This window comes from Priestia sp. MDV22-iso46 (assembly GCF_058629175.1).
Window position 1 is genome coordinate 938,686 of the sequence record NZ_JBZVWT010000001.1, and the last position, 22,060, is coordinate 960,745.

A 22,060-nucleotide genomic window follows, 5' to 3' on the forward strand; every position below is an offset into this window, starting at 1 on the left:
TATCTTTTCTTTACATTCCTTACTATACATAGTGAAAATGAAAAAACAGTGAAAACCTTGCTTATTTCTATTTTTAAATAAGGCGCGGCTAAATAAGTTTGACAAATGGCGCCTCTTTCTCTACTATATAGATACGCACCCTATCCAATTCAATTTCGCTTGTTGCGGGACACTTAACCAGTACGGATGGATAGGGTGTTTTTGTATGCAAAAAAAAGCAGAAGACCTAGGTCTTCTGCTTTTTATTTTGCTATAGGCTGACTTTCGTTTTTTCTGTTTCCTTTTTTATTTTTCAAATAATAAAACAAGTAACAAAAAAGGACAAATGGGATACCGCAGTATAATGCGATACGCTGACTCTCATCAAAAGCCAGTCCTACACAAGCAGCAAAGCATAAAACAAACGCTAAAATAGGTACAATAGGATATAAAGGAGCTTTGTAAACAAGCTTCGATACATCATTCCCTTCTTTAATATAGCGTCTTCTGAACATAAAGTGAGAAGCCGCAATAGCCATCCATACAGCTACAACCGCAAATCCAGAAATAGAAACTAATACTAAGTAAACAGTTGTTGGTGCAACTACGCTTGACAGCAAGGACAGACATGCCACTCCCATGCTGATAAGTAACGAATTAAATGGAACTCCTTTAGACGTTACTTTCCCTAACCAAGTGCTGACCATTTTTTGATCAGATAATGACCATAGCATTCTCGAACATGCGTATAATCCTGCATTAGCGTTTGATAATAAAGCTGTTAAAATAACCAAGTTCATGATATCTGCTGCGTAAGGAATACCTATTTGATCGAATACCGTTACAAAAGGACTTTCTAACACTCCTGCTTGTTTCCATGAAATCAATCCAGATAGTACAAACATGGCGCCAATAAAAAAGAAGAACGTACGCCAAATGATATTTTTAATTGCGCGAGGTATGTTCTTTTCCGGATCCTCTGTTTCCCCCGCCGTAATACCAATTAATTCTGTTCCCGAAAAAGCAAAGCTAACAGAAACCATCGTAATTAATACAGGCATAAGTCCATTTGGAAATAAACCGCCCTCTCCTGTAAAATGAGAAAGCATCGGCGCTTTTTCATGACCGCTAAGAGGAATGAATCCAAACATCGCTGCTGCGCCTAAAATAATAAATACAATAATCGTTAATACTTTAATACTTGAAAACCAAAATTCTGTTTCGCCGAAAAAACGTACAGATGTTGCATTTAAACCAAATAATAAAAGGGCAAACAGCGCGCTCCATATCCAAACCGAAACGTCAGGAAACCATCTTTGCATAAGCAATCCAGACGCTGTAAACTCCGAACCGACAGATACCACCCAAGTCAGCCAGTAGAGCCAGCCAACCGCAAAACCAGTTCCCGGCCCGATAAACTTCGTAGCGTATACTTGAAATGATCCTGACACAGGCATTGCTACGCTTAGTTCCCCTAGACATATCATGACTAAATACATAATTAATCCACCGATTAAATAAGCAAGGAGTGTTCCCCCAGGACCTGCTGCATTAATTGTGTAGCCTGAATTAAGAAACAGCCCCGTACCGATAACACCACCAAGAGAAATCATAAATAAATGACGGCTTTTCATTTTTCTTTGTAACTGATTCATAGATGTTGTATTCTCTCCCATTATGTACCTCCTTTTTGTAGTAAACCCATCAAAAAACTTGGTTTATTTACATATTCTCTATAGTCTCTTCTCTGCAGGAGTAGGCTCTATTTCTTCGATATGTACGAATTTTGTATATTGTATACAATATACACTTCTTAAATCTTTTTACGATTATATCATTTTTCAGATTTTTTACAACAATGAATAGTAAAAAATATTTCAATAATTCTATTTTTTATATTCTAACTAAGATTAAATGAAGTGATATGATATGATTATTTTTACACCTGTACGTTCTTTCATGCTATTTTTATACTTTTTCATCACCATGACATGAAGAGAAAGAACGGCTGATGCGATATTTATTTTAGGGGGAAACAATGAACAAGGGGCCTATGATTTATCATTCATTAAAAGATCATGTATATAACTACATAGCAAGTCAAATTCAAGACGGTACACTGCTGCCTAACGACAAAATAAATGAAGCCAGTATTTGTTCTCAGCTGAATGTCAGCCGAACGCCTGTGAGAGAAGCGCTTATTAAACTGGCTTCAAACAATCTATTAGAATACAGACCGCGCAGAGGGTTTACTGTAAAGGAAATTGACACACCAAAAAAACTAGAAGTATTTGAAATCGTCGGTGCTTTAGATGGTCTTGCAGCTGCGCTGTCGATTGATCACTTAACGGAAGAAGATTTTACGAAGATGGATGAGCTTATTAAAAAAATCGATGTTTCGATTGAATTAGAAAATTATCAGGATTATCAAAAATATCAAACGTATTTTCATCGAGTATATTTGAACCGATGCGGTAATGTGACCTTAAAAGAACAGCTTATGTCTTTGCAAGACGGATTCATCAGACAAACGTACTTTAGCAATGACAATAAAGAGCTATACGCCATTTTACATGTGATGAATGAGCATCACCGCCATATTCTAAAACTTCTGAAGCAGAAAAAAAAGGCGGATGTTCAGCTTTACCTTCAAAATGTCCACTGGAACATCGAATATCCAGAAATGATTTGATCAAAGAGCTCGAGACATAACTAAATCAATCCAATCAACAGCTAGAAGCAACGAAATACATGAAACCTACGTTTATCATACCAATAAAAAAATCCGAACGAAGTTGATTCTCCATCAAGAATCTCAATTCATCGTTCGGATCTTCTTTCAACTAACATACTGTTGTCTCAGCCTCTTTTATTTCGCTATAGAAGAACGCTGTTTTTCTTCGGTTACGTACCAAATGAATTTCCCTGTATATCCGTAAATAATCGCCAAAATAATAGAGACAAAGCTTAGCCACATAAACGGCAGATAAGCGAATGTAGAAATCCCAAGCGTTGTAGCTAGAAATACACCGTTGTCCGTCCACGGAACCATCCCTGAAGTTAAGGTTCCCCCTACTTCCGAGTTACGGGCAAGCACTAGACGCTGTATTCTTAACTTGTCATAACTTTTCTCCATAATTTTCGGTGTTAAAATTAATGAAACATACATTGCACAACCAAATATATTCCCTAATAACCCAACGAAAATAGTAGAAGCCGTAACGTTTCCTGAATTGACAAGAATTTTTTCGAATTTAGATAACAGGACTTCTAAGACGCCGAGCTCATCTAATAACCCGCCAAAGCCTAGTCCAAAAATAATGACAATAATGGAACCGACCATGCTTAAAATTCCGCCACGATTTAACAGCTCACTTAAAAATGTGTTGTCGGTATTAATTTTAAACCCTTCATAAGCCGTATTAAATGCGCTCGCCACATCCATATGTTGAAAGACAACTGCCCATATAATTCCTAATAATGAGCCAATCGCAATTGCTGGAAGAGAAGGTTTCTTGAATGCTAAAAGGACAATGACAGCCAAAGCCGGAATCAGCATCCACCCGCTGATATGGAATGTATCCAACAGCGAAGATTTTAATCCTTCTACCCGTCCAGCATCAAAATCTTTTCCTCCATACATAAATCCTGTTACCGTAAATAATACTGCCGTAATGAGGTAAGCAGGAATATCCAACACTAACATTGCTTTTACGTGATCAATAACGTTCACTCGAGCCATTGACGCAGATAAAATGGTACTGTCAGAAAGAGGAGAAAGCTTGTCTCCAAAATAAGCTCCTGAAATCACAGCTCCAGCTACTAAAGCGAGCGGCATGCCTAAGCCTTGTCCGATTCCCATCATCGCGATTCCAGCTGTACCAACCGTTCCCCAAGATGTTCCTGTTGAAATCGAGGTAATAGAGCAAATGATAAGTGTAGCAAGTAAAAAGAATGTTGGATTAATAAACTCTAATCCAAAATAAATAAGAGAAGGAACAACTCCTCCGGCAATCCATGTTCCAATTAACGTACCGACGGCTAATAAAATTAAAATAGCTTCTAAGCCGTTTGATATTCCTCTTGTAATGGCCCCTTGCAGCTGATTATACGTATACCCAAGTCGTACTCCTAGCGCCATAACAATAAACCATGAAATAAATAAAGCGAGCTGAATAGGTAAATCAAAAACAGTTGCAAATGAAATAACAACTGCTAAAAATAAAGCAAGCACAATCATTATTTCCCACATAGCTGGTAAACGGGTTGTGTTCAAACTAGCTCCTCCTAAACTGGTATGTAGATTCTGGAATGTGGTATCGTTTAAGAGTAAAACGTCCTTATTCTATTCTTTAATTGTTCCTCTTACTGCTTGAACCTATGTACTTCTTTGAATGCTTAAACAATAAACTGCATCTTTTTAAGAACATAAAATAAGGATACTCGTGTAAACAATAAGCCATTTTTCTTTTATCCAGTGGTCATAATACCACAAGAGCGTGCTTTCTTACAAGACTAGTTATAAAGCGCTTTCTGTTTATTTATACATTTTAATACATAAATATATTTTTATTTATTTCATTCAACGAAAAGAGGTAAGTAACGTGAAAGAATATGCAACATTTGCGGGAGGATGCTTTTGGTGCATGGTCGCTCCTTTTGATCAGCTTCCAGGAATCAGCAGTATCCGCTCGGGCTACGCTAAAGATGAACAAATCACTTCTGAAGCTAAACAGGAAAGCGAATACGTAGAAGCAGTACAAATTGTATGGGATCCTTCTCATATTATGTTTGAAGAACTGCTTAACCTGTATTGGCAGCAAATTGACCCTACGGATTCTGGCGGACAGTTTTCAGACCGCGGACCGGCATATCGAGCCATTATTTTTTATCACAATGAAAAACAAAAAGAAGCGGCTTTCGATTCTAAAAAAAAGCTAGCCCAAAGCGGACGCTTTAAGCATCCTATCGTCACACCTATTTTACCTTTTTCTTTTTTTTATGAAGCAGAAGAGCAGCAGCAGGATTATTATCGAAAAAACACATTTCACTATAAATTATACAAAGAAGGCTCGGGGCGAACTGATTTTCTGGCACAGCATTGGCCAAAGGACCGCTCCTATCTAAAAAAGGTCCTAACGCCCATGCAATATTTTGTTACGCAGGAAAACGGAACCGAACCTCCTTTTACAAATTTATATTGGAATAACAAAAAACAAGGAATTTACGTTGATCTTCTAACGGGAGAAGCACTGTTTAAAACGTCAGATCAACTCCCTTCCCATACAGGGTGGCCGGTTTTTAAACGCCCTATTTTATACGGAAATATAAAAAAAGTTCCGATGCAGCATGAAACAGCACTAAAAAGCAAAGAAGGAAATAACTATTTGGGTTTACTATTAACCGAAGAAAACAGCGAATACTATCAAGTAAATTCCGCGGCTTTGCGCTTCATTCCAACAGAGAAGCTTAAAGAAGAAGGGTATGAAGACTTTTTAATTTTGTTTTGATACTTATACTTTTTTAAAAGGATAAAAATAAGCCGTGACTTGATTTGCATAGTGCACAATTAAATCGCGATTGTCCGCGGGACGCAAAAAAGGCGGAGTAATAGAATCATCTCTTATTTCACACTCCCCTTTTTGCAGCTCCCAAGGATCATGATAAAGGTCTCCTCTGTAGACATTTCCTTGATGAGTGGTAAATAAGCAGTAGCGCTCTGTAAGCCAATGAGCTAATTCTCCTTTTCTACTGCGATAGGACGGAGAAATACCTCTATATGTAAGCTTTACTCGCTCTTTTTTTGAGTCTCTGTGCGTTCGAACTGACTGAAAAGAAATATGGTTCTGAGTTTTGTTGAATGTCATAGTAGCGTGGTAATAAGGCAAATGAAAAAACTGACGAGCAATCCATACCCCTAGCGGATTGCTTGCGTCTAAACTAAAAAAATAAACGCCTTTTTCCCCTTTATATGTAACATATGTACGCACATTCAGCTCATATAGCCGTGAAAAGATGGGAACTGCGGGCGTTCCTTTGAATCGAATGTCTGTCATCGTAAAAGGCACAAGTGCAATCCATCCTTGACCATCATAGGTGTCAGGCTCTAACTGACTAGGCAATAAAGAAGCCAAAAATGTCGGATCTACAGGCCAATGAATAAACAGTAAATCTTTCCACGTTTGTTTCATTATCCAATTATTTTTCACTTCTTGGTCCCTCCTTTTTCTAGATGTTCTTTCCCATTAATTCAGCGGCTGCCGATTTCCCTGACAAATATGCGCTCTCTAACCGTGAGTGATTTGTTTCGTCTTCCCTTCTTAAAAAAGCATCTCCTGCCACCAGTAGCGACGGCATAATTTTAGCAAAGGGCTGATGAAGAACTTGTTCAACCTCTGCATAGCGCCATTTCTTTAACTGAATGCTTTTAATATGATTTGCACCTATCCATTCTTTTATTTCATTTTTTATCGCCCGCAGCAGCTCATGTTCATGTTCATCAAAATGTTTTTCTGACCAGTCTTTATTCATATATATGCTAAGAATGGGCGTCTTTGATATTCCTTTTTGCTCATGATTAACGATTCTTTGGATTGTGCTAGAAGGATTCGTGATTTGACCATGATCACCATACAGCATCTCTGTGTAAAGCTCCACGATAGCAACCAAGCAGGGACTAAATTTCAGTGTATTAAGAATTGATTGGTCCGTTTGCAGCTTACTATTATTAAGTACCTCAATAACCTGAGGAGACGGAGGTGTAAGAATGATATCAGTCGCTTCAAAAATCTCATTTTCTTCTGTATACAGCTGATACCTTCCGTTTTGAAAATCAATGGCTTGAACTTTTCGATTCACGTATACGCGTAGATCTTCAGCTAAATATTTAGCTAGCGCATTCATGCCATTCATACTTTGATACCGAGGGTGATGGTCACCAAACCACTTCTTAACCTTTCTATCAGCTATCCATTTATTTACGTCTTGTTGAAATTCATCGGATCTCACTGTAAAAAATTGAGCTCCGTGATCTGCTTTTCCATCTCCTACTCTTCGAGTAGCCATTCGTCCCCCTACACTTTTACCCTTATCAAGAAGAAAGACCTCTATTCCTTCTTTTTTTAATTCAGCCGCTGCTGTAAGGCCAGTCATTCCAGCACCTACTATTCCTACTCGTCTCATTTTTTCCTCCTTATTTAACGCATTTACTTACAGTATAAAAAAAGCGGAATGATTGAGCTAATTTAAACTGTCTTTTTCATTTAACTGCGTTTCTGCTTGTCCCAAAAAAATAGTCTACGATTCCATTCAGCTGAGTATACTTGTTGTATACAAATATATCTTTACCTGCTAGCACGTCTATAGATAGGAGGACTGTCACATGATGCTCTATGATATTAAGCACAAAGTATATTACGAAGTATTTAATACAGCTCGCCCTAAAATGAAGGACGCTCACCAAGGACGAAGCTGGGGATATGTTTATAAAAATCTCAATGGACAACCTACAAAGTTTTGGATTGATTTTACGCACGGACGGTTTATGTACTTTCAAGTTGAAGACAAGTGGTATCGCGTGCAATATTTGCAGTCCAATGATAAGAAAAAAACAGCGGATGTCTTTAAAGGCGCTCTCATTGACTTGATTTTAGATGGAATGGATCTCAAGTTAGTACGAGGAAACTTTGAAAAGAGAAGACTCTTAGCTTTATAACACATAGAAAAACAGCCGTAAAAGCAGGACTGCTTTTACGGCTGTTTAATTGTACGAGGAGTAATCAATATTTCAACCCTCCTATTTTTCGCTTGTCCCTCTGCTGTATTGTTAGATGTCACCGGTTTGAACTCTCCAAATCCTTTTGCACTGAACATGCTTGGATTAAGCTTATCGTTTTTTAAGATAACTTTCATAAAGTTAACTGCTCTCATCACGCTTAACTCCCAGTTGGATTCAAAACCAGCGTTGCGAATAGGTACGTTATCGGTGTGACCGCTAATAATAATATTACGAGGAGGATCAATCACCAAAAGCTCTGAAATATCATTTGCGATTTTTGTATCTTCACTCCGAACTTGTGCTCTTCCCGAATCAAACAATACATTGTCTCGAATGGAAATTAAGAGACCTTCCTCGGTTAGCGAAGTCTGTAATTGATTTGTTAAGTTTTTCTTTTTAATATACGCATTAATTTTAGATTGAATTTGCTGAAGCTCTTCTTGATCAGCTTCTCGAATGGTTTGCTCCTTTTGTTCGCTCGTCAACGATTGTGAAGAAGCAGGAGACTGATTGGGGGCTGTCTCCACTTCATTTGTTTTTTCCGTACTTTTAGCTGCAGGAGTATTTGAAGGCTGAACCGCTTCTTCAGATTCCTGCAGAGATTGAAATTCCATCACGCCCGTTCCTCCAACGAACGCTTCATTAAATGCGCGAGAAAGGTTCTTAAATTTCTGCGCATCCACTGAGCTCATTGCAAACAATACAATGAATAAAGCAAGTAAAAGTGTAAGCAAATCTGAGTAAGGAAGCAGCCAGCTTTCGTCAACATGGTCCTCTTCATGCTTTCGTTTTCTGCGTCTACTCATTTATGCCCACTTCACTTTCTTGAAGAAGCTTTTTACGTTCCGCTGTTGGCAAATAAGAAGCCAGCTTTTGCTCAATTACTTTTGGTGTTTCTCCTTCTAAAAGTGAAAGCACTCCTTCGATCATCATATACTTTACCTTTACTTCATGTTTCGATTTACGCTTTAGTTTATTTGCAAACGGATGCCATAGTACATACCCAGTAAAAATACCAAGAAGCGTAGCAACAAACGCCGCGCTGATCGCATGTCCTAGCGTATCTGTATCTTCCATGTTCCCAAGCGCAGCAATTAACCCTATAACAGCTCCAAGTACACCCAGAGTTGGAGCATATGTACCTGCTAAAGCGAAAATACTTGCACCCGTTTGATGTCTTTCTTCCATAGCATCAATTTCTTCAGACAACACGTCTCGTATATAATCCGCACTTTGACCATCAATAGCTAAATTCAAACCATTTTTTAAGAAAGGGTCATCTACATCAATAATTTGGGCTTCAAGTGATAGTAACCCTTCTTTTCGAACAACTTGTCCCCATTCAGAAAACATGGATACTAAATCAACGGGCTGCAGCATTTTTTGTTCTTTAAACAGGACACCAAACAGTTTTGGGACTCTCTTGATTTCATTTGAAGGAAATGCAATCACTACTGCTCCGACGGTTCCGACAATAATAATTAAAATAGCAGCCGGATTTCCTAACACAGATGGATTAACCCCTTTGAAAAACATGCCTACAATAAGAGAGGCTATTCCTAAAATCAGTCCAATAAAAGATGTTTTATCCATATGTAATTCTCCTATCCTTAACTTCCTGTTCTTTCTTTTTGTGTATTTTATCCTCATCTTTTATTTCGACTATTTCATAGAATTTTTAAGCTTTTTATGAATCATATTTACAATTACAGCTTTTCTCTATTATAAAAACACTTTTTTTAACTTTTCATAAAGAATATCTGAAGGTCCAGCTATAATCGCTACAATTTGATTTTCCACATAAATAGCAGCCGTCATCTTATTATCAATATCAGCTAAAATTGCAAATCCGACGTTAATGTTCAACTTTACTCACCTCTATCACGTTCTTGTTTATCCGACATATAAAAAGAACAGTCTTACCATTTATTTTTCCGTCTTTTATTGACATTTGTAAATTTTATATTAAGATTATGTAAATGAGTTGACAAAATGGAGGTGATATCATGCTACTAGAAAAATACTGTAAAGACACTGATTTAATGATTATCCAGTTTACAATCGAACTAACAAAAGACATTCACGCTAAAATCTCCGCACGTACTTTATTTTATGAAGAACAGGTGATACGTTATGCTAATAAAAGAATACGTTCTTTCTTACATCCTCTTTCCCTTAAACATACGCTAAAATTTGTCTATCAATCTGAAATACTACAAACCATTCTATTCAAATTAAAACCAACTTTTGAGCAGCAGCATGTATTGCGCTGTATTTCATCTTAAAAAGGAGTTTCCTTTAGCGGAAACTCCTTTTTGATTTGATTCTACGATATAGACGATATGCTTTTCTGATAACGTTTAAAAGCGGGTACGGCAAGCGGATATGGTACTTATCAATAAACGGATAAAAGGTGTAATAAGCTTTTACAAGGTCTGTCCATTTTTTATCAATACCTTCTTTATAAAAGTCAGAGATATCCACCACATACCCTCGTCCATCTTTCATCATGACATTTTTACCATGCACATCATATGGGTTTAAACCCTGGCTTCTTGCATAGTCCAAAGCTTTATTCACATCTTTTATGACTTGTTCTGGAATCTTTATGCCCCGCTGGACGGCATCATACAGTGTAACGCCTGTAAGCCTTTTTAAAATCAAGTACGTCTTTCCCTCATGAAAAAGTTGAGAATAAGCTGGGTGAACGCCCAGCTTTCTATACACTTGCGCTTCTTTTTTTACACCATAAATTTCTCTTCCGTATACTTTCACGACAAATTCAGGATAATTTTCGTGCGTAAACACACCGGCATAGTTTCCTTTACCAATAAGTACCCACTCTTTTGTTTTGTTCGTAACTTCAACTGGATCATAGTCACTTTCACTTTGAATCGTAACTTGCGTTAGTAATGATGTTTCAACTAGCGACACCAACTGTTTAATTATTTTATCCATAGTCCCCTCTAAAAATCCTTCAGTAATCTCTATCAAATATTACCCTATGATAAATCTCAATGCAGGATGTGTCAATAAATTGACAGCCTGATATAAAGAGGGAAAGTATTCCCATTCATTCAAGACTGCGTGTGAACTTTGTGAACATTCACATTCAGTTCTTCTTTCATATTCAGCATTACGCCCGCCATCGGAGCAATAGATTCGGGCTTAGTCAGCTGAAATAAAAAGCGCTTTGTCATTTCTGACATAAAAATGGTTACTATTTCAGTGATATAGTCCATGCCCCTTTCCGCTTGATGCTCAATCCCAAGCGGCATATACATATAGCTTGGGACATCAATGGACCCTCCTTTTTCGAAACGGTCAGGTAAAAATTCACTTGGCTCTAAAAAATAGTCTTCATGGCGATGCATCATATAAGGGCTAATTAACATAATCTCCCCTTTTTTAATACTATAGCCATCTATTTGTATATCTTCACGTGCTTGACGCCCAAATAGCCAAAGAGGCGGATACAACCTCATGCTTTCAGCAATTATTTTACGCATATAGGTCAGGTTTTTGGTTGAAAGTGATTCGCCGCTAGCATAGGCTTGAATTTCTTTATGCAGCTGAAGATGCTCCCTAGTATTTTGAGACAGTAAATGAATAGACCAGCTGCATACGTGCGTAATCATTTCATACATCGAAAGGAATATAGATTTTAGCTGTTCGTATATTTCTCTTTCATCGATTTCTTCTCCGCAAGAATTCAATATATACTCCAGTAAATCATTTCCTTCGGTTTTGTTTTGAACACGCATTTGAACACGTTCAAAAAGGAGTTGTTCTAGCTGCTCATCTGAGTCAGGCTGGTGCAAAGGTAGACGAATATAAATTTTGCCTAACTTTTCTTTTTTTCTCATAAGCGCTTGAACATAGTGAATTTTATCTTTATCCTGAATCGAAATGCCAAATACAAGTTGAAGGAGTACAGCTACGACTATCTGTCTTATGTCTTTTACTATCTTTCGAAGCTGCCCTTCTTCCCACGTTTCCGTATGCTTTTCAATTATTTTTGCGATTACTTCCTTATTATAAGTTAGATGTTGTTTAAGTTGTGAGGGTTGAATGGGGCTCATGTATAATGCTTCATCTGTCCATAACATTTCTTCGCCTAGCAGTGTTTTAAACATGTGCGTTAGTTTAATTTTTTGAAACGCCTTGCTGTTTGTAATGACTACATCTTTAATAAGTTGAGGGTCTCTCGTTACATAAAAGCGTTTGTGCGCAACTCTAAATGTTGCAATTTCTCCATACTGAGTCAAGTTTTCCAAAAAACCCAGTGGGTTCTCTCTAAACTTTTGCAGGTGACCGGTAAGCTTATACGACGAGGGGCCCTGTATAACCGGCAATGTTATCACTCCTTTTCTAAAAATGCGGGACTTAAACAAATAAAAGAGTAGTCCACTAAAGACTACTCTTTTTCACACAAAGATATGCTATTGATTTTCACAAAAAATCTTACTTATTATTCCATATTGATCCATACGCTTTTCACTTCAGTGTAATTATCAAGCGCATAGCTTCCCATTTCACGACCAATTCCCGACTGTTTATAACCTCCAAACGGGCTTGCTGCATCAAATACGTTGTAACAGTTCACCCAAACTGTGCCCGCTTTAATACCATGAGCAATATAGTGTGCTTTCTTTAAATCCTGTGTCCAGACGCCCGCTGCTAGACCATATGCTGTATCATTTGCTTTGGCAATCAAATCATCAAGATCGTCAAACGGCATAGCAGCTACAACCGGACCGAAGATTTCTTCACGAGCAATCGTCATCGAATGATCGACATCTGCAAAGATAGTCGGTTCTACGAAATAGCCTTGATCAAATGGAATGTTTCCTCCTGCGAGTACTTCCGCTCCTTCTTCAATTCCTTTATCAATATAGGTTTTCACTCGTTTTTGCTGCTGCGCAGATACAAGCGGACCCATTGTCGTCTCATCTGCTAATCCATTTCCTTGTTTAATAGATTTCGTTTGAGAAACTAAATCAGCTACGACATTATCATATAAGCTTTTTTGGACATACAGACGACTTCCAGCACAACATACTTGTCCTTGATTAAACATAATACCTGAAAGCGCACCAGGCACTGCTTTTGTTAAGTCTGCATCCGGGAGGATAATGTTTGGTGATTTACCTCCAAGCTCTAACGTCACACGCTTTAAGGAGTCGCTAGCTTGCTTCATAATTGCTTTTCCGACAGCAGTAGATCCTGTAAAAGCAATTTTATCGACAAGATCATGATGAACGAGCGGTTCACCTGCTGTTTTCCCGTAGCCTGGCACAATGTTTAGCACGCCTTTTGGGAACCCTGCTTCATCGGCTAGTCGAGCTAAGTAAAGTGCAGAAAGCGGCGTTTGCTCTGCTGGCTTGAGCACAATTGTACATCCAGTTGCCAAAGCGGCTCCGAGCTTCCAAGCGGCCATTAAAAGTGGAAAGTTCCACGGAATAATTTGGCCAACAACCCCTACTGGTTCATATCTTGTATAGTTAAAATACGCTCCTTGCACAGGAATAGTTTGTCCAACCATTTTAGTTGACCACCCAGCAAAGTAGCGGAAATGTTCAATTGCTAATGGAATGTCTGCATTTGATGTTTCACGAATTGGTTTTCCGTTATCAAGCGTTTCAAGCTGCGCAAGCTCCAATTGATGTGTTTCCATTAAATCAGCTAATTTATAAATAAGTCGACTTCTTTCAGCTGCTGACATCTTTGTCCAAGGTCCATGATCAAAGGCTTCTCTAGCCGCTCTGACGGCACGATCAATATCCTCTGGATTTGCTTCAGCTACATCTGCCAACTTTTCACCCGTTGCTGGATTTACTGTTTCAAACGTTTTTCCTGAAACAGAGTCTACCCATTCGCCGTTAATGTATAGCTGTTTAACTCCTTTTAAAAACTCCACTACTTTCGGACTCATTTCAACTTTTTTCGCTCCAAGATTTTGCATCAAATACATACCTCCCCACGAATTTTGAAAACGCTAACAATGAATATTTTACCATGTTATCTAGTAAAATCAACAATTTCGCATGAAATATTCTGAATTTTTCTACATATATTCTAGTTATCTAAAATTTATCTTACTAGCACAAATGTCGAAAGAGGCGAAACGTTTACTGTATTTCCCTTCACCGTACGGAGCGTTTTTGTTCCTGCCTGCTCGCCGTCAACAAGTAATCTCCACGTTCTGTTAGAAGGTAGATGAACCGTTTGAGCTTGTTTATTTGCATTATGAATCACCATTATTTCGTTTGCTTTATCTTTATTGGCTTTAGCATTTAACGTATAGCCTACTACGTTTGCTGATGCATCAACAAAGCGTAAATTTTGATGAATAGCCTGTGCACTCGTCATTCTAAATGAGGAATATTGCTTTCGAAGCGCAATAAGTCCCTTCATATAATCTACTTCTTGGCTGAAAGCTGCTCGGCGCTTCCAATCTAGCTGATTGACAGAATCGGGTGACTGATAGCTATTATGATCTCCGCCTTTTGTTCTCATAAACTCTTGACCTGCATGTATAAAGTTCATTCCTTGAGATGTTAAAATAATAGAAGAAGCAAGCTTATGCATTTGCTTTTTCGTTTGTTCGGTTTCAGCAGGGTTCGTCAGCTGAAGTTTATCCCATAATGTATGGTTATCGTGTGCTTCTACATACGTCACAACTTGATCTGGGTCTTCATACGTGGCAGTTGAATGATCATAATCAATTCCAGCTGCTATACTTTGCTGTATGAGCTTTTCTTGACCCTGTTTTCCATTGACAAATCCGTTGTCACGATCAAAAAATACGCTGCCTTTAAGACCATCTCGCATACCGTCATTAAAGTGAGCGATGCGCTTCATATCCTGAGCGTTTTTCTGATTAGCTTTTAGCTTAGCATCAAGCTCGGTTTCTAGATCCCAGCCTTCTCCTAAGACGATAATAGAAGGATCAATTTCATCTAACTTCTTTCTCACTTCATTCATTGTCTTTGTATCGTGAATCCCCATTAAATCAAATCGAAACCCGTCAATGTGGTACTCTTTTGCCCAATACGCAACAGAATCTACAATAAACTTCCGAACCATTTTCCGTTCAGACGCCGTGTCGTTTCCAACACCTGTTCCGTTGGATAGAGTTCCATCTTCTTTATAACGGAAGTAGTAGCCTGGAACTAGTTTATCAAAGCTATGCTCACTCACTGCATACACATGATTATAAACAACGTCCATTATCATACGAAGCTGCTTATCATGAAGCGTTTGAATCATTTGTTTGAGCTCAATAATTCTCGTCTTAGGATTATATGGGTTTGTTGAATAGGAACCTTCTGGGACGTTGTAATTTTTTGGATCATATCCCCAGTTAAACTGCGGCTCGTTTAATTTCGTTTCATCCACCGTACGATAATCGTAAATAGGCAGGAACTGAACGTGCGTCACACCTAAATCTTTAATATGACTGAGTCCTGTTTTTACGCCATTTGGTCCTTTCGTATTCCACTCCGCTACGCCTAAATATTTTCCTTTATTTTTGATACCGCTCTCTTTTTGAGACGATAAATCTCGTACGTGCAGTTCATAAATAATCGCATCTTCTGGATTTTTAAATTTCGGCTTATTTGTACTCCACTTTCTCGGATTTGTCTTAGCCAAATCTACGACAACTCCGCGATCTCCATTCACCGTTGTTGCTCGTACATATGGATCAACCGCTTCGCTCCAGCTGTTCCCAATTTTTACTTTGTACGTATAAATTAGTTCATCTTGATTTCCTTTTAATTCCGCTTTCCACGTTCCTTTTTCACTTTTGGTCATAGAAATTTCTTTTACAGCTTTGGAGTTCCATGACGAATAAGTCACTAGCTTGGCTTCACTTGCGGTTGGAGCCCATACGCGAAAATTTGTTTGTTTCTTAGAATACGTGTTTCCTAAATCGTTTCCGCTATATGCATACTTTTCGTCAAATTCTTTCGTGCGAACGACATTTCCATTGACTACATCAGCTGAGCCGTAGCCTTTTTGCTTAACTCTATACGTTTTTGTAACGTCCAAAGGCTGTTTTGTTATAATTTTAACTTTAGTAGTAGCAGCGTCTCCTCCCTCTTTATAAGGTGTCACTTTCTCAATTTGAGCTCCGTCAATTTCAATGTCTCCTACACTCTTAGAAGAGTCAAACGGCACGTTTGTTTCTAAGGTGATTTGATTAAATGTATCCATAGTCGCTTTCGTGATTTTCCGAGTGATATCTACTCCAGCTCTATCATAATAAATTCGATTTTGTCCTTGAACAATCCATACTTCTACATTCCCATCTTTACCAACCTTGGTAATAAAGCGGTCCCCTCCGTCTTTATTTTCCCAATCGCTGTCACTAGTAGAATGGCGTACAATAAAACCAATTTTGTCAAATAAATTACCGCTTCCACTGTTAATGGCGTAAGTCGCTCTCTTCCCAAAATTCGTGTCTTCCGTAAATTCGATTTGCTTGCCTTCTTTTTCATCACCTGGCCATGTCCAAATGTTCCACCCGCTGTAATCTCCGTCGTACCGATGATAATTTAAGGTAACGTTTACTTTATCAAACTTCGGTAAATCTCGGTATTCACCGTCAGGAGGAGACGTATATGTATGTTCATCTCCACTTTTCACCCATACTTCTCCTTCACCGTTCTCCACTGAAACGAAGCGGTCTCCTCCATCTTTTTCCCACGACTCTGTTAGAACAATAAAACCTACTTTGTCATAAGTACCGGGTAATTCAACTTCCGCTACTTTTCCAAACTGGTCTTCTCCTGTAAATGCGTAAGGCTTCCCTTCTCCTCCTTCAGGAAAAACCCATAATCCCCATTCCTTTTTATCATTTGGAGCAGACTGATAGTGAATCGTGATTTTTGTTGCGTCTGCCGCAGATGCAAACGATTGCATAAACAGGCTAAAAAAAGAGCTTACTAGTAAGAGCAAAGCCGTCAGTACCATTGCATATTTAGTCCAACTACGTTTCAATGAAAACCCTCCCGTAAAATAGAGTACGTACACATTTTTCACTATAACCTTTTTTGAAAGCGTTATCATAAGTATTTTTTCCTATTTTATGTGAATGAAGAAAAAAAATCCATAGTTAACAATGTTAACTATGGATGACGTATCTCTTTTACACTTCTGCTGTTTCAGGTGAAATGGTTTGATCGTTGTATACGCTTGTATCTAGCTCTTTTGTTAATTTACTAGTGACGACTCCGGCTGTCATACTTCCACTTACATTAAGCGCCGTACGCCCCATATCAATTAATGGCTCTACTGAAATTAATAAACCTGCTAGCGCTACTGGTAAATTCATAGAAGATAATACAAGTAAAGCCGCAAATGTCGCTCCTCCGCCAACGCCTGCTACGCCAAACGAACTAATTGCTACAATGGCAATCAACGTGAAAATAAATGAAGGCGTTAAGGGATCAATACCTACCGTTGGTGCAATCATAACGGCTAACATAGCTGGATATATTCCAGCGCATCCATTTTGACCAATTGTAAGACCAAATGAACCTGCGAAATTTGCAATTCCTTCTGGAACCCCTAACTGTCTTGTTTGTGTATTAACATTCAAAGGTAATGCTCCAGCACTTGTACGGGAAGTAAAGGCAAAAGCCAATACAGGAAATACTTTCTTAACATATGTGATCGGATTTACACCGATGATTGTTAGAATAACTAAGTGAACAATAAACATAGCTGCCAATGCGACATAGGATGCTACAACAAATTTTCCAAGTTTAACAATTGCATCAATATCACTCGTTGCTACTGTTTTGGTCATAATTGCAAGTACCCCATAAGGAGTTAAACGAAGAATTAGCGTCACTACACGCATTACGATTGCATAAAGCGTATCAATAATTTTTGAAAATAACGCCGCTTCCTCAGCTTTTTTACGCTTCACGCCTAAATACGCAATTCCAACAAATGCCGCAAAGATGACAACGCCAATCGTGGAAGTTGAACGTGCGCCTGTTAAATCAAGAAACGGGTTAGCAGGTAATAATTCTACTACTTGCTGCGGGATTGTTTTTGCTTCTAAACTAGATAAATTGTTTTCTAAGTCCTCTCCGCGCTGAAGTTCCGCTTCCCCTTTTGTGATTTGGACAGATTCTAAATTAAAGCTCGTTGTTGTAAAAATACCAATTGCAGCTGCTATCGCTGTTGTGACAAGCAAAATCCCAATAATTAAACTACTAATCTTTCCAATATTGCTCGTCAATTTTAAGCGAGTGAATGCCGCTACAATCGATACAAATACAAGCGGCATAACAATCATTTGAAGAAACTTAACATATCCGCTTCCTACAATGCTAAACCAATCGGCGGTCGTCATCGTTACTTCATGAGTCGGACCATACACCCACTGAAGAGCAAAGCCAAAAATAATCCCTAGTCCAAGCGCTGTAAACACACGCTTTGAAAATGATACATGTTTTTTCTGCATCATAAACAGCCCCGCAAGCAATGCGAGCATAATGAAGATGTTTAGAATGACTAATAAGTTATTCATAGATGTTCCCCCTGTAATTTTTCCATAAATTATGTCTCTATTACTTATAATATAACAATACCAATAAGTCAACTAGGTTTTATGTTTTTTCCTAAAGACAGTTTTTTTGAATAATTTTGATAAAGCAAAAAAGCTAAGGATTTTCCTTAGCTTTCTATTTTACGCTTGTATGTACTTCAGTGGTCTTTTGCTCCGTTACCAGAGATGGTCCTTCTTTCATCACACCGGATGTACCACGATTCATATATAGGATTACATTTCATATAATTCATTTAGCCATTTTACAAACAAATGTCTCGGTAATTCTAGTTCGTGAAGCTCGACATATTGAATATCAGATAGCGTCGTCCCTCTAGCCATATAAAAGTACCACTGCCAGCCAATATCTTTAGCAATGGCATAGGATTTAGCTAGATCTTGTCTATTATCTGTCTGCTGCATATCATTCATCCACTGCGTTTCATCCGCTTCATACTCATAATAATGGAGAGTATATTTATCACACCAATACGCAAGGTCTTGATGGGAAAACGGATTTTCCCCGTCACATACTTGAAGCAATAGCATTCTTAAATTTTCCGGTGTATACGGTAATATAATTTTTTGATCTGCACGTCTCATTTTGCTACCTTCCTGACATGTTCGTTTCTTTTATTACATCATGTACGGCTGCGTTTAGCAATAAGAAATGGATGACGTTTTCATTACTTTTCGTTTACAACATTTCATTTGCTTGCAAAACCGCCGTATCTTCGACATACAGAGGCAGTCGGATTTTAACAATCGTCCCTTTGTTCTGTTCACTCTCAATCTGCAGGGTACCGTGATGATCATGAATAATTTTGGAGCTGATTGTTAATCCAAGCCCCATTCCTTTTTCTTTTAAAGTAAAAAACGGTTCTCCTATATGTTCTAGACGGTCTTTAGAAATTCCTACTCCTTCATCTCTAACTTCTATAAAAATATGGTTATCCTGCGCTGTTTTGATTGTAATGTAAATATTTCCAGGCCTATCCATGGCTTCAATTGCGTTTTTAAAAACATTAAGTAATACTTGAATAAGGTGATTTTTATTTCCATACACACTAGCGTTATTTGTTTGTTCATCGTATAAGAAGTCAATGTTTTTCAATAAAGCTTCATGGGAAGTTAAACTCATTACATACTTAACCGCTTCTGTAAGAGAAAACACGCGAAAATGTTCACTTTCAGGTTTTGACAAAAGGAGCATTTCACTGACAATACCATTAATTCGTTCCAGCTCATCAAGCATGATGTTAGCATACCCTATTGCGGATCGGTCTGTTTCTTTCATGAGCTGAACAAACCCTTTAATACTCGTAAGCGGATTTCTAATTTCATGAGCAATTCCAGCAGCTAATTCGCCTACTACAGAAAGCTTTTCCTTTTTTATCAGAAGCGCTTCTGCAAGCTTTTGCTGAGTAATATCTCGTCCAATCGTGATAAGAGCTTTTCTTGAGCCATCATCAAAAAACACAGGTATTTTAATAACATCAAATGTTTTGACCTCGCCGTTTGGTATTTCAAATGCTTCTTCCGTGCGTACCTTTTCCTTTTTTCTCCAAGCTTCTTCATCCGATGAAATACAGTGTAAGAAAGCCGCTTGAAAGAAAGGCACAAGCTCCCCAAGTTCTGCATCGGTTTTACCCCTGTAATCAATACCCTTTAAATGATAAAGTTCTCTTCCAAAATCATTCACCGCCACCCATTTGCCAGCTCCATCTTTAAAACAAATAAAATCTGGCATTGAATTTATTAATGTAGCAAGCTGATACTGTTCATCAGACACCTGGGTATGAACCGAACGCTTATGAAGTAAATAAAACGTGCCAGCCGTTACGCCCACTAGTAAACTATCTTTTATCAAACTGCTAAGAGCATATGCTCCTTTAAAAAATGCCATTGTTTGAAAGACGATGTACGCCCCTACAAGCAGAAGACCCGCTACCGCCGCTGCTTTTCGTACACCCTCCCTATTTTTTATCAATATTTCCCACCAGCCTTTGTTTTTTACGTGAATACTCTCTATGTCTCATCAATTAAGTTCTGAACATTCTTCTTGCTTTTAAACTAGTTTACCTTATTTTTTTATTCTTATCTAATACCTTTTTTTATTACTTTTGACACAGTTTCTTTTATCCTCTTTATTTGTTTCCGCATTTTCATTTTATTTGAATTATTTTCTCTATCAAAATAGGAATTTAGATACGGAATACCCTGGAACATTTAGGTAATAATACTCTTTTTTGTATTTTCTTAATATTGTAAATTCGATTAGTACCAACTACATCGATAAATTTAGGGGGATTTTAATGAAAAAAACCGTGATTTCTTTGGCTGTAGCAACAAGTTTGACTTTATCTTTTACAAGTGTACAAGCTTCTACTTCTGCAAATACTTCTCACCATCAAAGTTCTGAACAAAAAGTATTAAAAAAAATCAATGCTGAGAAAATTTATCAAGACATTGCGTATCTCTCAAAAAAACCTCGTGTGGCAGGAACTGAAGCTGAACGCGAAGCTGCTACATTTGTTCAAAAGCGTTTGTCTAAACTAGGCTATGAGAGCGCAGTAGAGCCTTTTACCTTTACCGGTTACACACCAGCAGCTAGTTTTTCACTAAGCGTAAACGGTACGAGCTACTCTCCAACAACTTTTACTTATAGCACCAATGGAAATGTCACCGCTGAAATTGTAGATGGAGGGCTGGGTACAAAAGATAATTTAGCAAACAAAGATGTGACAGGTAAAATTGTATTAGTTCAGCGAGGCACTATTACTTTTGGTGAAAAAGTATTAAATGCTGCTGAAAAAGGGGCTGCAGCCGTCATTATTTTTAATAATACAGACGGTGAGCTAAACGGAACGCTTGGCGGCGCTAATGATAACTACATTCCGTCTCTTGCTGTTACCAAAGAAGAAGGTGAAAAGATTCTTACTTCTATTCAAAAAGGCGAAAAGCCTTCAGGTATAGTAAAAATTGAAGGAGCTGTCGTAAGTGAGCGAACATCTTATAATGTAACCGCTACTAAACCTTCTACTTTTAAGAAAAAAGGAACAAATGATATTATTGTAGTAGGTGCTCATCATGATTCTGTGGCCGGAGCGCCTGGGGCAAACGACGATGCTTCTGGAACAGCAATGGTGCTTGAATTAGCTCGCGTATTTAAAACTCTTCCTACTGATACAGAACTGCGATTTGTTACATTCGGAGCTGAAGAAGTAGGCTTACTAGGATCCGAGCATTATGTTAGTGAGCTATCTGAAGATGAGAAAAATCGTATTGTTGGAATGTTTAATTTAGACATGGTAGGAAGTCGAGATGCGGGAGATTTGGTGATGAATACAGCTGATGGAACACCAAATCTTGTCACAGAATTAGCTCAAGCTTCAAGTACAAGATTAAATGGATCACCTACGCCATTTCAAGCTGGCGGCCGCAGTGATCACGTTCCTTTTGCAGAGGCAGGAATACCGGCTGCTCTATTTATTCACAGTCCGTCTGAACCTTGGTATCATACGCCTGAAGATACCCTTGATAAAATAAGCAAAGAAAAACTTCAAGATGTGGCTGAGATTGTTGGAACAGCTATTTACGATCGTTCCAGTCCCGACCAACAAGGTTCTTCAGTTAAAAAGAAAGCAACATTTAAAGCTCCTCACCTTTATCACGAGCAAGATGTTAAATAAGAATCTATCCCTGTTATTCATACATGATCAAAAAAAGAGATGTTT

19 protein-coding genes are annotated in these 22,060 nt (G+C 38.1%); 5 read left to right on the forward strand and 14 right to left on the reverse strand.

Translation table 11 applies throughout. The features are described from left to right. Positions 1 to 242: 242 nt before the first annotated feature. Positions 243 to 1,655 (reverse strand): amino acid permease, encoded by a 1,413-nt coding sequence (locus tag AC4NPH_RS04915; RefSeq protein WP_025752074.1) that lies wholly within the window; start codon positions 1,653 to 1,655, stop codon positions 243 to 245. Between the two features lie 362 nt (positions 1,656 to 2,017). Between AC4NPH_RS04915 and AC4NPH_RS04920 the strand changes: the two genes are divergently transcribed. After that, a complete protein-coding gene (locus AC4NPH_RS04920) occupies positions 2,018 to 2,671 on the forward strand; it encodes a GntR family transcriptional regulator (protein WP_491938619.1) in 654 nt (217 codons plus the stop codon). Positions 2,672 to 2,848: 177 nt separating this feature from the next. Here the strand turns inward: AC4NPH_RS04920 and nhaC are convergent, their stop codons facing one another. After that, positions 2,849 to 4,255 carry a Na+/H+ antiporter NhaC gene (nhaC, locus tag AC4NPH_RS04925; protein ID WP_029321389.1) on the reverse strand — a complete coding sequence of 469 codons (1,407 nt, stop codon included), beginning with the start codon at positions 4,253 to 4,255 and terminating at the stop codon, positions 2,849 to 2,851. Between the two features lie 328 nt (positions 4,256 to 4,583). Here nhaC and msrA point away from each other — a divergent pair, with 328 nt between their 5' ends. Then, a complete protein-coding gene (msrA, locus tag AC4NPH_RS04930) occupies positions 4,584 to 5,489 on the forward strand; it encodes a peptide-methionine (S)-S-oxide reductase MsrA (protein ID WP_013056750.1) in 906 nt (301 codons plus the stop codon). 3 nt (positions 5,490 to 5,492) lie between these two features. Here the strand turns inward: msrA and AC4NPH_RS04935 are convergent, their stop codons facing one another. Together AC4NPH_RS04935 and AC4NPH_RS04940 are read right to left on the reverse strand one after the other, a co-directional pair. Beyond that, the gene (locus tag AC4NPH_RS04935; RefSeq protein WP_013056749.1) at positions 5,493 to 6,188 is read right to left on the reverse strand and encodes a YqjF family protein; all 696 of its coding nucleotides are present in this window, start codon (positions 6,186 to 6,188) and stop codon (positions 5,493 to 5,495) included. Positions 6,189 to 6,207: 19 nt separating this feature from the next. Then, positions 6,208 to 7,161 carry an NAD(P)/FAD-dependent oxidoreductase gene (locus AC4NPH_RS04940; RefSeq protein ID WP_013056748.1) on the reverse strand — a complete coding sequence of 318 codons (954 nt, stop codon included), beginning with the start codon at positions 7,159 to 7,161 and terminating at the stop codon, positions 6,208 to 6,210. Between the two features lie 199 nt (positions 7,162 to 7,360). On the opposite strand from AC4NPH_RS04940, the gene AC4NPH_RS04945 reads away from it, so the two are divergent. After that, positions 7,361 to 7,693, forward strand: coding sequence for a hypothetical protein (locus AC4NPH_RS04945; protein WP_013056747.1), 333 nt, complete (start codon positions 7,361 to 7,363; stop codon positions 7,691 to 7,693). A gap of 35 nt (positions 7,694 to 7,728) precedes the next feature. Here the strand turns inward: AC4NPH_RS04945 and motB are convergent, their stop codons facing one another. The 3 genes from motB to AC4NPH_RS04960 all read right to left on the reverse strand — a co-directional run bounded on the left by motB (position 7,729) and on the right by AC4NPH_RS04960 (position 9,622). Beyond that, the gene (gene motB, locus AC4NPH_RS04950; RefSeq protein ID WP_013056746.1) at positions 7,729 to 8,562 is read right to left on the reverse strand and encodes a flagellar motor protein MotB; all 834 of its coding nucleotides are present in this window, start codon (positions 8,560 to 8,562) and stop codon (positions 7,729 to 7,731) included. Next, the gene (gene motA, locus AC4NPH_RS04955) at positions 8,555 to 9,349 is read right to left on the reverse strand and encodes a flagellar motor stator protein MotA (protein WP_013056745.1); all 795 of its coding nucleotides are present in this window, start codon (positions 9,347 to 9,349) and stop codon (positions 8,555 to 8,557) included. The genes motB and motA overlap by 8 nt, the downstream gene beginning before the upstream one ends. 129 nt (positions 9,350 to 9,478) lie before the next feature. Continuing rightward, positions 9,479 to 9,622 (reverse strand): hypothetical protein, encoded by a 144-nt coding sequence (locus tag AC4NPH_RS04960; protein WP_014460421.1) that lies wholly within the window; start codon positions 9,620 to 9,622, stop codon positions 9,479 to 9,481. A 140-nt stretch (positions 9,623 to 9,762) separates the two neighbouring features. Between AC4NPH_RS04960 and AC4NPH_RS04965 the strand changes: the two genes are divergently transcribed. Then, the gene (locus AC4NPH_RS04965) at positions 9,763 to 10,041 is read left to right on the forward strand and encodes a hypothetical protein (RefSeq protein ID WP_029321381.1); all 279 of its coding nucleotides are present in this window, start codon (positions 9,763 to 9,765) and stop codon (positions 10,039 to 10,041) included. Between the two features lie 13 nt (positions 10,042 to 10,054). Here the strand turns inward: AC4NPH_RS04965 and AC4NPH_RS04970 are convergent, their stop codons facing one another. From AC4NPH_RS04970 to AC4NPH_RS05000, 7 genes are all read right to left on the reverse strand, one after another. Continuing rightward, entirely contained in the window at positions 10,055 to 10,714 is a 660-nt protein-coding gene (locus tag AC4NPH_RS04970; protein ID WP_013056744.1) for a serine/threonine-protein kinase, read from the reverse strand. Between the two features lie 119 nt (positions 10,715 to 10,833). Beyond that, positions 10,834 to 12,120: a cytochrome P450 gene (locus tag AC4NPH_RS04975; RefSeq protein WP_098196698.1), complete on the reverse strand. Its 1,287-nt coding sequence runs from the start codon at positions 12,118 to 12,120 to the stop codon at positions 10,834 to 10,836. 107 nt (positions 12,121 to 12,227) lie between these two features. After that, positions 12,228 to 13,721, reverse strand: coding sequence for an aldehyde dehydrogenase family protein (locus AC4NPH_RS04980; RefSeq protein WP_013082880.1), 1,494 nt, complete (start codon positions 13,719 to 13,721; stop codon positions 12,228 to 12,230). A gap of 128 nt (positions 13,722 to 13,849) precedes the next feature. Then, positions 13,850 to 16,831 carry a type I pullulanase gene (gene pulA / locus AC4NPH_RS04985; protein ID WP_491938620.1) on the reverse strand — a complete coding sequence of 994 codons (2,982 nt, stop codon included), beginning with the start codon at positions 16,829 to 16,831 and terminating at the stop codon, positions 13,850 to 13,852. A 79-nt stretch (positions 16,832 to 16,910) separates the two neighbouring features. Next, positions 16,911 to 18,305: an L-cystine transporter gene (locus AC4NPH_RS04990; protein ID WP_013056740.1), complete on the reverse strand. Its 1,395-nt coding sequence runs from the start codon at positions 18,303 to 18,305 to the stop codon at positions 16,911 to 16,913. A gap of 252 nt (positions 18,306 to 18,557) precedes the next feature. Then, complete coding sequence (locus AC4NPH_RS04995; protein ID WP_013056739.1) at positions 18,558 to 18,926, reverse strand: hypothetical protein; 369 nt, start codon at positions 18,924 to 18,926, stop codon at positions 18,558 to 18,560. 94 nt (positions 18,927 to 19,020) lie between these two features. Continuing rightward, entirely contained in the window at positions 19,021 to 20,313 is a 1,293-nt protein-coding gene (locus AC4NPH_RS05000) for an ATP-binding protein (protein ID WP_013056738.1), read from the reverse strand. Between the two features lie 325 nt (positions 20,314 to 20,638). Between AC4NPH_RS05000 and AC4NPH_RS05005 the strand changes: the two genes are divergently transcribed. After that, a complete protein-coding gene (locus AC4NPH_RS05005) occupies positions 20,639 to 22,015 on the forward strand; it encodes a M28 family peptidase (protein ID WP_491938622.1) in 1,377 nt (458 codons plus the stop codon). Positions 22,016 to 22,060 lie beyond the last annotated feature (45 nt).